Source organism: Rhizobium bangladeshense (assembly GCF_017357245.1).
GTDB lineage: Bacteria > Pseudomonadota > Alphaproteobacteria > Rhizobiales > Rhizobiaceae > Rhizobium > Rhizobium bangladeshense.
This window is the reverse complement of the sequence record NZ_CP071612.1, coordinates 3,996,119-4,008,656: the sequence shown is the minus strand read 5'-3', so window position 1 is coordinate 4,008,656 and position 12,538 is coordinate 3,996,119. Positions and strand designations below refer to the sequence as shown.

Annotated in this window: 12 protein-coding genes; 1 reads left to right on the top strand and 11 read right to left on the bottom strand. The window is 62.1% G+C overall.

Going from position 1 to position 12,538, the window contains the following annotated elements:
- Positions 1 to 112 precede the first annotated feature (112 nt).
- The 4 genes from J2J98_RS19305 to argH all read right to left on the bottom strand — a co-directional run bounded on the left by J2J98_RS19305 (position 113) and on the right by argH (position 6,033).
- Positions 113 to 2,770 (bottom strand): TIGR02302 family protein, encoded by a 2,658-nt coding sequence (locus tag J2J98_RS19305; RefSeq protein ID WP_207601870.1) that lies wholly within the window; start codon positions 2,768 to 2,770, stop codon positions 113 to 115.
- A 253-nt stretch (positions 2,771 to 3,023) separates the two neighbouring features.
- Positions 3,024 to 4,292, bottom strand: coding sequence for a diaminopimelate decarboxylase (lysA, locus tag J2J98_RS19300; RefSeq protein ID WP_138396726.1), 1,269 nt, complete (start codon positions 4,290 to 4,292; stop codon positions 3,024 to 3,026).
- A gap of 11 nt (positions 4,293 to 4,303) precedes the next feature.
- Entirely contained in the window at positions 4,304 to 4,498 is a 195-nt protein-coding gene (gene lptM, locus J2J98_RS19295; protein WP_138396727.1) for an LPS translocon maturation chaperone LptM, read from the bottom strand.
- A 131-nt stretch (positions 4,499 to 4,629) separates the two neighbouring features.
- Complete coding sequence (gene argH / locus J2J98_RS19290) at positions 4,630 to 6,033, bottom strand: argininosuccinate lyase (RefSeq protein ID WP_064707891.1); 1,404 nt, start codon at positions 6,031 to 6,033, stop codon at positions 4,630 to 4,632.
- A 26-nt stretch (positions 6,034 to 6,059) separates the two neighbouring features.
- Here argH and tlpA point away from each other — a divergent pair, with 26 nt between their 5' ends.
- Positions 6,060 to 6,722 (top strand): thiol:disulfide interchange protein TlpA, encoded by a 663-nt coding sequence (gene tlpA / locus J2J98_RS19285; protein WP_207601869.1) that lies wholly within the window; start codon positions 6,060 to 6,062, stop codon positions 6,720 to 6,722.
- Between the two features lie 175 nt (positions 6,723 to 6,897).
- On the opposite strand, the gene J2J98_RS19280 is transcribed toward tlpA, so the two are convergent.
- From J2J98_RS19280 to J2J98_RS19250, 7 genes are all read right to left on the bottom strand, one after another.
- Positions 6,898 to 7,779 carry a 3-hydroxybutyryl-CoA dehydrogenase gene (locus J2J98_RS19280; protein ID WP_064713712.1) on the bottom strand — a complete coding sequence of 294 codons (882 nt, stop codon included), beginning with the start codon at positions 7,777 to 7,779 and terminating at the stop codon, positions 6,898 to 6,900.
- A 147-nt stretch (positions 7,780 to 7,926) separates the two neighbouring features.
- Positions 7,927 to 8,856, bottom strand: a complete 930-nt coding sequence (locus tag J2J98_RS19275; RefSeq protein ID WP_207601868.1) for an electron transfer flavoprotein subunit alpha/FixB family protein — start codon at positions 8,854 to 8,856, stop codon at positions 7,927 to 7,929.
- 25 nt (positions 8,857 to 8,881) lie between these two features.
- Positions 8,882 to 9,631 (bottom strand): electron transfer flavoprotein subunit beta/FixA family protein, encoded by a 750-nt coding sequence (locus J2J98_RS19270; protein WP_207601867.1) that lies wholly within the window; start codon positions 9,629 to 9,631, stop codon positions 8,882 to 8,884.
- 183 nt (positions 9,632 to 9,814) lie between these two features.
- Positions 9,815 to 10,597 carry a rhomboid family intramembrane serine protease gene (locus tag J2J98_RS19265; RefSeq protein WP_207601866.1) on the bottom strand — a complete coding sequence of 261 codons (783 nt, stop codon included), beginning with the start codon at positions 10,595 to 10,597 and terminating at the stop codon, positions 9,815 to 9,817.
- A gap of 32 nt (positions 10,598 to 10,629) precedes the next feature.
- Positions 10,630 to 11,208, bottom strand: coding sequence for a cob(I)yrinic acid a,c-diamide adenosyltransferase (locus tag J2J98_RS19260; protein WP_064713739.1), 579 nt, complete (start codon positions 11,206 to 11,208; stop codon positions 10,630 to 10,632).
- 250 nt (positions 11,209 to 11,458) lie between these two features.
- Entirely contained in the window at positions 11,459 to 11,662 is a 204-nt protein-coding gene (locus J2J98_RS19255) for a twin transmembrane helix small protein (protein ID WP_064710624.1), read from the bottom strand.
- A gap of 18 nt (positions 11,663 to 11,680) precedes the next feature.
- Positions 11,681 to 12,514: an SDR family oxidoreductase gene (locus J2J98_RS19250; RefSeq protein ID WP_207601865.1), complete on the bottom strand. Its 834-nt coding sequence runs from the start codon at positions 12,512 to 12,514 to the stop codon at positions 11,681 to 11,683.
- Positions 12,515 to 12,538 lie beyond the last annotated feature (24 nt).

The window sequence follows — 12,538 nt, the reverse complement described above, 5'->3', positions numbered from 1 at the left end:
GCGGTCTTGCGGTCGCGAACATGCAAAACCAAAGACTAAAGCGCGGCAAGCGATACTGAAAGATCGCAACGCGCTTTAGAAGTCAATTCCCGTGCGGGGTGGTGGCATAGGTCTACTGGATGTCCAGCAGCCGTTCGAGATATCGCCGTTCCATCTCCTGTGGCGGATTGTTGCCCAGCTTCTCGCGGATCGCGTCGAGGATTTCTCGTGCCCGCTGAACGTCGATTTCGTCGGGGACCTTCACGTCGTTGTCGCCGAAGTCCGGTCCTTGGGTCTGGCGCAGCCGGCCGAGCGGGTCGCGGCCGTTCTGGTCGCCCTGTCCCACCTGCCCGTTCGGGCCTTGTCCCTGTTGGCCTTGCTGCGCCTGCATCATCTGGTTCATCATGTCGCGGGCGCCCTGGCGAAGTGCCTCCAGCGCCCGGCCCTGGCCCTCGATTGCCGGCTGGCCGCGGCCTTGGCCGAGTTCACGGCCGGCGCCTTCCATCTCGCGCTGCGCCTGGCCGAAGCCCGGGCCCGGCTTCATGCCCATCTCGCCAAGGCTCTTCTGCAATTCGCCAAGCTGCTTGCCCAGCGCGTCCTGGCGGGAGCGCAACTGTTTCAGTGCCTCGCGCAGTTGCTCGGCCGTCATCTGGTCGGAGGGCTGCTGGCTTTCCTGGCCTTGCTGGCCCTGTTGCTGATCCTGCGGCTGGCCGTTCTCCCCGGGCGGCATCTCGTCGAGCAACGGATCATTCTCGCCCATATCGAGCTCGCCGCGCTGCATGCGATCCTTGAGCTGCTGATCAAGGCGGAACGTCTCTTCCATCAGTTTCTGCTGGTCGCGCAGGATCTCCCCGAGTTTATCGATCTGCTTGCGGGCTTCGCTGTTTTCCTGGCCCTGCTGGCCGCGCTGCGGCCGGCCGGCCTGGAGGTTGTTCATCATGCGCTGCAGTTCCGAGAGCATCTGCTGGGCCGCGTCGCGATTGCCGGAGCGAGCGAGATTCTCGATCTGGTCCATCATCCGCTCCAGATCCTGCTGGCGCAGGATGTTCTGCGCGTTCTGGTTCTGCTGCATCATCGGGGCATTCTGCATGCGCTGGGCAAGCTCGGTCAGATAGTCCTGCATCGCCTTGCGCAGCTCGTCCATCAGCTTCTTGATCTCTTCGTCGGGCGCGTTGCGGTTCAACGCGTCGGCGAGATTCTGCTGGGCCTGGCGCAGCTTCCGCTCGGCAAGCGAAAGGTCACCGTCCTCCATTCCGAGGGCAATCTCCCAGAGATACTGGGCGGTATCCTTCAGCGCCTCCTCGCTCTTTGCTAGTTTCATGCGGGTCAAGGCGGATTCCAGCAACAGGAAATTGGTGAGCTTGGGGATCGTTTCCTCGGGGCGAATGGTCAGCGCCTCGTTCAGGGCGATCGCCTGCGGCATCTTGCGGGTATCGAGCGCGAAAACCTGACGTTCCTCGGCGACGGCTGCGGCGAGCGGCTCGTTGAAGGGTCGCGAGGGCAGAGTCATCTCATAGGGCGGGCTGCGGCCGGTCTGGCCGGCGGCATCCTTGGCGACGAGGGTGATGCGCACGAGCTTACCGGCAAGCGGATGTTCGGTCAGATTCCGGCTTGTCACGCCCTTGGCGTCACGAGCGTTGCGGCGGGGGACATCCAGCCGGTATTCCGGCAGCGGGTAGAGCGGCGTCGCGGTCGGATCGGCTCCGACCGGAACGATCTCCGCATGGGCCTCCTGAACGCCATAATCGTCCTTGACGGTGAACCCGATCTCGAGCGCGCCGTTGACGCTTGGCTTCGGTAAGCCGTCGAAAGCGATTTCCGGCGCCTTGTCCGGAAGGACGTCGAAGCTCCAGCGGCGGCCGTTGACTTCAAGCGCGCCATTCTCCTCGAGCTTCATCACATGTGTCTGTGCGACGGCGATCTGGCCGGCCGGCATAGCATTCGGCTGGTCACCCGTGGTTGCTGTCGCCTGCTGGGGCCTTGTGTCCGCCTGCACGGCGATATCCCGCGCCTCGCCGTTTGCCTTGCGGAACACGACCTTTTCGGCCGTCTTTCCGCCGCTGACGCGCACAGTGAGACCGGAAAACTGCGGAATGCCGATCGGCGCCTGTTCGCTGCCGTCGGCGGTCAGGTAAATCGGTGCGCGGCCAGTATAGGAGGGTGGCGTCACCCAGGCGTCGATGCGAACGGCCGGATTGACCGCCACCTGCTCGGGCGCCGCCTGCAACGCGTCGCCGATCGAGCCGCCGTTGATCGACAGCGAATAGCCAAAAGCGGTAACGAGCAGCAGAGCAGGGATGGCGCGCAGGGCGAAGCGGTCATGTGCTGCGATATCGGGTCGCGGCATGCCGGCATCGAGCGCGGCGATTTTCTCGGCCATGCGCACCTGGTGTTCGCGCCAGAGCGCCCGCGCGAAGGGCGTATCGAAAACCGGCTCGTCTTCCTGGACGGCGACCGGCTGGTGCGGCAGACCATTGCGCTCTTCCAGCATGCGATCGGCTTCAGCGGTTTTCGGCCAGCGCAGATGGCGGAAGGGGACTAGCGAGACGAGGAACGCCGCGGAAAAGGAAATCAGCAGCAGGATGCGCAGCCAGTCCGGCACGCTGCGGAAGATGCCGAACCAGGAGGCTGCGAGATAAATGGCGATGACGGAGAGGACCGGCATCAGCGGTGGCAGCAGCTGCTCGCAGAAGAGCACGATGCGCGCCAGCAGGCGTTTCGTCGTTACCAACCGGGCAAGCGAAGGACGGAGCGCAAATGCACCTTTTTTCTGCCTTGAGGGGCTTGTCATCGGTCCGGTCTCCGCGATCTGGCGTTCTGGTACAGAGGGCGCTTCCGGCGATTGCGGGGCAATACGCTCATGAACGAAAGGATAACACTCTTTGTGGCGAAGGCGAGGGCGAGCGGCCGGTAATAGCGCCTTTTCACGTTTATTCGCCAAAAAGTGATGGTTGCTTCAAGCGCGGCGCGATCTTTCAGACAGCGCTTCGCGCTTCAGTTCTCTGTTTTACGCAGGCCGCGATCCACACTTTCGCGTGACGTGTTTAGTCGAGCCAAGCCGGAACCGAGTCGAGGCTGATCAATTCGGCATAGGTTCTGCGGGGGCGAATCGCGTGGAAATCGCTGCCCTTGACCAGAACCTCCGGCACCAGCAGGCGGCTGTTATAGGTCCCGGCCTGGACGGCGCCATAGGCGCCGGCAGTGCTGACGGCCATCAGGTCGCCGGGTTTCGGCATCGCCATTTCGCGATCGAGCGCCAGATAATCGCCGGTCTCGCAGACGGGGCCAACCACGTCGGCGCGGATACGTGGCGCGTTCGCCGCCGAAATCGTCACCGGACGGATCTCGTGATAGGCCTCGTAGAGTGTCGGACGGATGAGGTCGTTCATTGCACCGTCGACGATGACGAAGGTCTTCTCGCCGCCATCCTTCACATAGAGGACTTCGGTCACCAGGATGCCGGCATTGCCAACAATCAGCCGGCCGGGCTCGGTGACGATCTTGCAGTCCAGACCGCGCAGCTGGTTCTTGACGATCGCCGCATAGGCGTCCGGCAGCGGCGGCGGATTGTTGTCATCCTTATAGGGCACGCCGAGGCCGCCGCCGATATCGACGTGATGGATGGTGTGGCCGTCGGCGCGCAGCGTCGCAACGAGGTCCCGAAGCAGCTTGAAGGCGTCATCGAACGGCTGCAGCTCGGTGATCTGGCTGCCGATATGCATGTCGATGCCGGTGACCTCGATGCCCGGCAGCTTGGCGGCATGGGCGTAGATGGCGCGGGCCCGCTCCCAGGAAATGCCGAACTTGTTTTCCTTCCTGCCGGTCGAGATTTTCGAATGCGTCCTGGCATCGACGTCGGGATTGATGCGGAACGAGACCGGCGCCTTTTTGCCGGCGCTGACGGCGCGCTGGTTGAGGATCTCGAGCTCGGGTTCGGATTCGACGTTGAAGCAGTAGATGCCCGCCTCGAGAGCGAAATCCATTTCGGACGGGGTCTTGCCGACACCGGAAAACATGATGCGGCTTGCCGGAATGCCGGCGGCGAGCGCGCGGCGCAGTTCCCCTTCCGAGACGACGTCGATGCCGGCGCCGAGGCGGCCCAGCGTTTTCAGCACCGCCTGGTTCGAATTCGCCTTCATCGCATAGCAGACCATCGAGTCCATATCGGCGAAAGCCTCCGAGAAAACCCGGTAATGGCGTTCCAGCGTCGCGGTGGAATAGACGTAGAAAGGCGTTCCGACCGCCTTGGCGATCTCGGGAACGGGAACATTTTCGGCGTGCAGGACGCCGTCGCGGTACTCGAAGTGGTTCACGGGCTTATGCCTTAAAGAAGAGGATCGAGAAGGAAGGGCTTATCGACGGTTCCCGGCTGTTTCGTGGGTTTGGAAACGTCACCTTCCTTGGTTGCCGCAGCACTCGGCGGATCGAGATCGCCCTTGCGTCCGCATCCGGCAACGGCAAGGCCGACGACGGCGAGAACCACCGTCAGGCGGACGAGATGCGGCAAGCTCTTCTGCATGGATATCCTCTTGTGCGAGACATGGTGGCATCTTCATAGCGAAGTTTATCCACCTTGTGCACCCCGATTGTTGGGCGCCCATTCCGCGCCTGCGGCAAGGCTTGGCTGCTTTGCGCCCATGCTGCTAGCTCTCAGTTGCGGGCGCGCCAGAAAGCGATCTGCCTGCGCACCTCGGACGGCGCCGTGCCGCCGAAGCTCTTGCGGCTGGCGACCGAGGCCTCGACCGTCAGCACGTCGTAGACCTTATCGGTGATAGCAGAATGGATCGCCTGCAGGTCGGAGAGCGGTAGGTCCGCCAGCTCGCAGCCCTTGCTCTCGGCGAGCGCCACGGCGCGGCCGGTCACATGGTGGGCATCGCGGAAAGGCAGGCCCGCTTCGCGCACCAGCCAGTCGGCGAGGTCGGTTGCCGTCGAATAGCCGGAGCCGGCCGCTGCCTTCATGCGCGCTGTGTTGACGGTCATGTCGCGCACCATGCCGGTCATGGCGGCGATCGCCAGTTCCAGGCTCTCGGCTGCGTCGAAGACCTGTTCCTTGTCTTCCTGCATGTCCTTTGAATAAGCGAGCGGCAGGCCCTTCATGATCGTCAGCAGTGCGATCAGCGAGCCGTTGATACGGCCGGTCTTGGCACGCACCAGTTCGGCCGCATCCGGGTTCTTCTTCTGCGGCATGATCGAGGAGCCGGTCGAGAAGGCGTCGGACAGCCGCACGAAACCGAATTGCGGGGTCGACCAGATGACGATCTCTTCCGCCAGGCGCGACAGATGCATGCCCGTAATCGCGGCAATCGCCAGGAACTCGATGGCGAAGTCGCGGTCGGAGACCGTATCGATGGAATTGCGGGTCGGCTCGCGGAAGCCCAGGGCCTTCGCCGTCATGTGACGGTCGATCGGATAGCCGGTGCCCGCAAGGGCGGCAGCGCCGATCGGGCTCTCGTCCATATGCTCGATGGCATGGCGCACACGCGAGCGGTCACGGCCGAACATTTCGACATAGGCCATGCAGTGATGGCCGAAAGTGACGGGCTGAGCGGTCTGCAGATGGGTGAAGCCCGGCATAACGCTTTCGGCATGTTCCTCGGCTCGATCGAGGAAGGCGGCGATCAGGCCGGTCAGCATCCGTTCGGTCTTCTCAAGCTCTTCCTTCACCCAGAGGCGGAAGTCGAGCGCCACTTGGTCGTTGCGCGAGCGGGCGGTGTGCAGCCGGCCGGCAGCCGGTCCGATCAGCGTCGCCAGGCGCGCTTCGATGTTCATGTGGATGTCTTCGAGCCGGCGCGAGAATTCGAAATTGCCGCTTTCGATCTCTGCCAGGATCGTGTTCAGCCCGTGAACGATCTTGTCGTTATCGTCCGATGAAATGATCCCCTGATGGGCGAGCATCGTCGCGTGGGCGATGGAACCGCGGATATCCTGCGCGAATAGCTTCTTGTCGAAACCGATCGAGGCATTTATCTCCTCCATGATCGCGTCCGGGCCGGAGGCGAAGCGCCCACCCCACATCTGGTTGGAGGATTTGGTGTCCGTGTTGCTCTCGGCCATGGAAGATGCCCGTCCTGGAGAATGAAATGACGACAAGAAAACCTTTCGGCCTGCCGTCCGTAAAACTGATCGCAATCGCCGCCGTTGCAGGCGTTGTTGCCGGTGCGGCAGCGGTATACGTGAAGGAGACGGGGATTGGCAATGGCGTCAGTGATAGCACTTCTGCCGAGTGCTCGCTGGCAAAGGAGCGCGCTGCCAATCTGACGCCGCTCATGAAGGGTCAGGTTGCCGCCATGGTCGCCGCCGGCGAGCCGCGCAAGCTGACAGCGGTTTCGTTCAACGGCCCCGACGGCAAGGCGATCACGCTCGACCATTTTGCCGGCAAGACCGTGCTTCTCAATCTCTGGGCCACGTGGTGCGTGCCCTGTCGCGAGGAGATGCCGGCCCTCAACGCGCTGGAAAAGAGCATGGGAAGCGACAAGTTCCAGGTCGTGCCGGTCAATATCGATACCGGTGACGACGAGAAGCCGAAGGCGTTCCTGAATGAGATCGGCGTTGATGCGCTGCAGCTTTACCGCGACAATACGATCAGCGTCTTCAACAGCCTGAAGAAGGAAGGGCTCGCCTTCGGTCTGCCGGTGACGCTGCTGCTCGACGATAAGGGCTGCCTGATCTCCGCCATGAACGGGCCTGCCGCCTGGGACAGCGAAGATGCAAAGGCGCTGATCAGGGGTGCGATCGGGTCGTGAGTGCGCTCAGGAGTCCCCGTCTCCTCTTATGAGGAAGACGCCAGCGAGTCCGATCAGGACGCAGCATTGCAGCAGGAACATGGGTGTTTCGGTAGACATGGCGTTTCCTCCCGTTCCCGACAAGGAAAGCATTTGGCGGGCGTGCGGTCCACTCGCCCTTTCTGATGATGTCTGTTTATCGTGTCGGGACAGGCACTTCGCCACGATAATCGTAGAAGCCGCGGCCGGATTTGCGGCCGAGCCAGCCGGCTTCGACATATTTCACCAGCAGCGGGCAGGGGCGATATTTTGAGTCCGCCAGGCCGTCATGCAGTACCTGCATGATCGACAGGCATGTGTCGAGGCCGATGAAATCGGCAAGCTGCAGCGGCCCCATCGGATGGTTGGCGCCGAGCTTCATCGCCGTATCGATGGCGTCCACGGTGCCGACACCTTCGTAGAGCGTATAGATCGCCTCATTGATCATCGGCAGCAGAATGCGGTTGACGATGAAGGCCGGGAAGTCTTCGGCGACGGTGACGGTCTTCTCCAGCGAGCCGACGAACTCCTTGGCGGCGGTGAAGGTCTTCTCGTCGGTCGCAATGCCGCGCACCAGCTCGACCAGTTTCATCACCGGCACCGGGTTCATGAAATGTATGCCCATGAAGCGTTCGGCACGGTCGGTGGCGGCAGCAAGCCGGGTGATGGAGAGCGATGAGGTGTTGGTGGCAAGCAGCGCTTCCGGCTTCATCACCGGACAAACCTGGCTATAAATTTTGCGTTTGACGCTTTCGTCCTCGGTGGCCGCCTCGATGACGAGATCGGCCGGGGCGAGATCGTTGATATCGGCGGAGCCTGATATACGCGACAAGGTCGCCTTACGTTCCTCATCGGTCATCTTGCCGTTCGTCACCAAGCGCGCGAGATTGCCGTTGATGGTGGCGAGGCCGGATTCGATACGGTCCTGCGAGAGATCGTAGATGTGAACCCGGTAACCTGCGGCGGCCGAAACATGCGCGATGCCGCAGCCCATCTGGCCGGCACCGATAACACCAATATTCTTCAACACCGCGTTCATCTCCAAACCCCCGCTCGGCATTCGCCCCCGCGCTGCCGCATTATTAGCAAAACTGCCGGACGAAGGATCGCCCGGCAGTAAGTAGTAGACCGATAAAAGATAATTTTCCAGTCATTCGCAAGTGCGAAAGAAAGGCATTTGCCTCGCTCAGAGCGCCTTTTGCAATTCCGGCAGTGCCTCGAAGAGATCGGCGACGAGGCCGTAGTCGGCGACCTGGAAGATCGGCGCCTCCTCGTCCTTGTTGATGGCGACGATCACCTTACTATCCTTCATGCCGGCAAGGTGCTGGATGGCGCCTGATATGCCGCAGGCGATATAGAGATCGGGCGCCACCACCTTGCCGGTCTGGCCGACCTGCCAGTCGTTCGGGGCATAACCGGCATCGACCGCGGCACGGCTGGCGCCGACGGCGGCACCGAGCTTGTCGGCAACCGGCAGGATGACTTCCTTGAACTTCTCGGCCGAGCCGAGCGCCCGGCCGCCGGAGATGATGACCTTTGCCGAGGTCAGTTCCGGACGTTCCGAGGCCGACAGCGCATCGGAGACGAAACGCGACAGACCCGGATCGGAGACAGCCGGGATCGCCTCGACGGAAGCGGATCCGCCTTCCGCTGCAGAGGCGAAGGAGGCGGTGCGTACGGTGATCACCTTCTTGGCATCGCTTGCCTGCACCGTCTGAATGGCGTTGCCGGCATAGATCGGCCGCTTGAAGGTGTCGGGGCTGACGACCTCGACGATCTCCGAGATCTGGGCGATGTCGAGCAGGGCTGCCACCCGCGGCAGCACCGTCTTGCCGACCGAGGTGGCGGCCGAGACGATCGTGTCATAGGAACCGGCGAGCGAGACGATCAGGTCGGCAAGCGGTTCGGCGAGATTGTTGGCGAGCGCATCGCTTTCGGCCAGCAGCACCTTGGAGACGCCGGAAAGTTTTGCCGCCTCATCGGCGGCAGCCTTGGCAGCCTTGCCGGCAACGAGAACATGCACATCCGAGCCGATCTGGGAGGCTGCCGTCAGAGCCTTGGCGGTCTGGTCGGAGAGGTGATTGCCGTCATGGTCGGCCAGAAGAAGAATGGTCATGATAGTTGCTCCTGTTCCTGCCCGATTACAGCACGCCGGCTTCGTTCTTCAGCTTGTCGACGAGTTCGGCGACCGACTTGACCTTGACGCCGGCCTTGCGGCCGGACGGCTCCTCGGTCTTCAGCACCTTCAGCCGCGGCGTCGTGTCAACGCCGAAATCGGCCGGAACCTTCTTCTCCAGCGGCTTCTTCTTCGCCTTCATGATGTTCGGCAGCGAGGCATAACGCGGCTCGTTCAGTCTGAGGTCGGTGGTGACGACCGCCGGCAGCTTGATCTCGATCGTCTGCAGGCCGCCATCGACCTCGCGGGTCACCGTCGCTTTGTCGTCACCGATCTCGATCTTCGAGGCGAAGGTCGCCTGGGCGGTGCCCAGCAATGCCGCCAGCATCTGGCCGGTCTGGTTCGAATCGTCGTCGATCGCCTGCTTGCCTGTTATAACAAGCCCCGGCTGTTCGGCTTCGGCCACCCCTTTGAGGATCTTGGCCACAGTGAGCGGCTCGACGGCGTCGTCGGTCTCGATGAGGATCGCCCGGTCGGCGCCCATGGCGAGCGCCGTCCGCAGCGTCTCCTCGGCCTTGGCCGGGCCGATCGACACCACCACCACTTCCTCCGCCTTGCCGGCTTCCTTCAGCCGCAGCGCCTCTTCCACCGAGATCTCGTCGAACGGGTTCATCGACATCTTCACATTGGCAAGCTCGACACCCGTGCCGTCCGGCTTCACGCGGATCTTCACGTTGTAGTCGACAACCCGCTTGACGGGCACGAGAATCTTCATGGGGCCTTCCTTCAATAGAGATTGGTTTCGCGAGGTTTTTGGAAAATGCGCGCTCAGGCGCCGCTTCGATTGTCGAATGGCGACATGGATACGCGTTTTTCCTCCAAATACAACGCTTGCATGACGCCAGCCGGGCTTCGCTCCGGCAATATATGGACGTTTACGTTCACGTCAATATGTCGGTCAGCCTCGGTCTCGGCCCCAAGGAAGACGCTGCCCGCTTCGCCCGCCTGTGCCCGCTGCCACGGCGTCAGCCTCATCCCTGACGGCGCGGGGCGTTACAATTTGCCGGTCGAAGAGCGGCACACCGGGGCGGCGCAGCACGAGGATCAGAAGGGCACCGGTAAGAATGCCGCCGACATGGGCGCCCCAGGAAACGTCGCCGTCCGGCGCAATCGCCAGCATGAAGAATTGTTGTCCGATCCACAAAAGCAGCGGCACGAAGGCCGGCAGGGGCAAGGGCACGCGCAGAAACACCAGCACCCAGACCCTGACGCGCGGATGCAGCATGACATAGGCGGCAACGACGCCTGAGATCGCTCCGGAAGCGCCAACCAGCGGCGCTTCCGACGTCATTGTCAGCAGACCGTGGCAAAGGGCGCCGCCAGCCGCGCAGAGCACATAGAAAAGCAGGAAACGCAAATGCCCCATCGCATCCTCGACATTGTCGCCGAAGACCCAGAGGAAGACCATGTTGGAGGCCAGATGCCAGAAGCCCGTATGGATGAAAGCATAGGTGATGTAGGTGAATGGCTCCGGCACAATTTCCAATCCCTGTGCCAACTGCGCGTGTCCGAAGGCGACGGCCGGGATGTAGCCGAGGCCGACCGTCGTCGCCTGAGCCGCCAGTTCGCTCTCCAGGCTGGTGAAGAGCCAGACGGCGAGATTCAGCGCAATCAAAGCCAGCGTCACCCACTGGACCCTGATGTGCTTCAGCGTATTGGCATCGTGAAGTGGTATGAACATAAGGCCCCCCGGCGATCGTGATCGCGGCAAACCTATCGGTTTTTTCCCGGAACCCAAAGCACATCCGCACGACCTCGGTCATTTGCGTGACGGGCCGCGACGAAGAGAAAATCCGAGAGCCGATTGATATATTTCATCGCTTGCTCGCCGACGATTTCACCGTCTCTGCGTGCAAGCGTCACCATGAGGCGCTCGGCCCGGCGTGCGGTCGTGCGGGCCAGATGCAGATGTGCGGCGGCCGGGCTGCCACCCGGCAGGATGAAGGATTTCAACGGATCCAGATCGGAGTTTAGCCGATCGATATCGCGCTCGATCCTCGCGACCTGAGTCTCGACGATCCGTAAAGGCTCATAGGCCGGGGGGGCGCCCGTGTCGGGAGTGGCAAGATCGGCGCCGAGGTCGAAGAGATCGTTCTGGATCGACATCAGCATCGCGTCAAGCTCGGGCAATCCTGTCGTGTAAAGCCGCGCCACGCCTATCGCGGAATTGGCCTCGTCGATCGTGCCGTAGGCCTCGACGCGCAGGTCGTCCTTCCTTCGGCGTCCACCGGAAGCCAGCCCGGTCGTACCGTCGTCGCCCGTCTTGGTGTAGATCTTGTTGAGTTTTACCATGCAGCACCGCCTGCTGGCGGGAGGATTGTAGCACCACCCCAACCTCCCTCATGCTCGGGCTTGACCGGAGCACCCACACCGAATCCATCAGCAGCCGTGGAATGGATACTCGGCTCAAGGCCGAGGATGACGGAGAGTGGATTTGGCCTTTTCGCCAAGCTTGATGCTGACTGAAGAGACACCTCATCTGGCATCCACGTCTCCTCTGTCATTCCACTTCGTCATCAACCCACCACTCCATGGTTTTCCGTCAGGTCGGACGGCCGCCGCCGGTGAACCATAGTGTCAGCATGATCAGGACGACGGCGATTGCCTGCAACAGGACGCGAAGCTGCATCAGCTTGTTGGAGAGGTTGGCATCGCCGCCCTTCATCATGTTGAAGAGGCCGCGGATCAGGACCAGGGCGACGAGGCCCATGACGATGATCGCAAGGATATAGGTGGCCGTGGACATGGCATTCAACTTTCTCGGTCAATCGGTCCAGCGCATCAGATTGTAGAAGAGGTCCGCCGGAAGCAGCCGCTTCAGGAGCATGCCCTGTTTAGCCGGAGTCGTTACAGGATAATGTGGCCTTGGTTTTTTCGAGTTCAATGCGTGTTTCAATACCGAATAGACCGCGTCCGGGCCAAGTTTATGGCGGTTGACCGGCCCCGAGCCGTCAAGCCTCGCCAACTGTCTGGTATAATCGGCTGCGTGCGGCGAATTCCCGATGTCGATGTTTTCCTTGAACTTTGCGAGCGCATTGGCGGTAAAGCGCGTGGCGATCGGCCCGGGTTCGATCAGGCTCACATGGACGCCGCTGCCATGGAGTTCCATGCGCATGGTGATGCTGAGGCCCTCCAGCGCAAATTTCGAGGCGGTGTAGGCACCGCGATAGCGGTAGGGAACCAGGCCGAGAATGGAGGAGCATTGCACGATCCGTCCGTGACCATGCTTGCGCATGGAGGGAAGGACCTGCCGCGTCAATTCGTGCCAGCCGAAGAAATTCGCCTCGAACTGCGCACGCAGCGCCGCCGTTGAGAGATCCTCGACGGCACCAGGCTGGCCATAGGCGCCGTTGTTGAACAGCGCGTCGATGCGGCCGCCGCTGCGGTGGAGGACCGTGGCCACCAGACCGGAGATGGTTTCGACCCTGGCATAATCCATCACGAAGGCTTCGATGCCGTCGGCTTCCAGTGCGGGCAGATCATCCGCATTGCGCACCGTTGCAAAGACGCGCCAGCCATCAGCTTTCAGCGCTCGGGCGCAGTAGGCGCCGATGCCGGAGGAACAGCCGGTGACGACGATTGTAGGCTGTTCCGCCATGGAATGATTCCTGTACAAAATGAG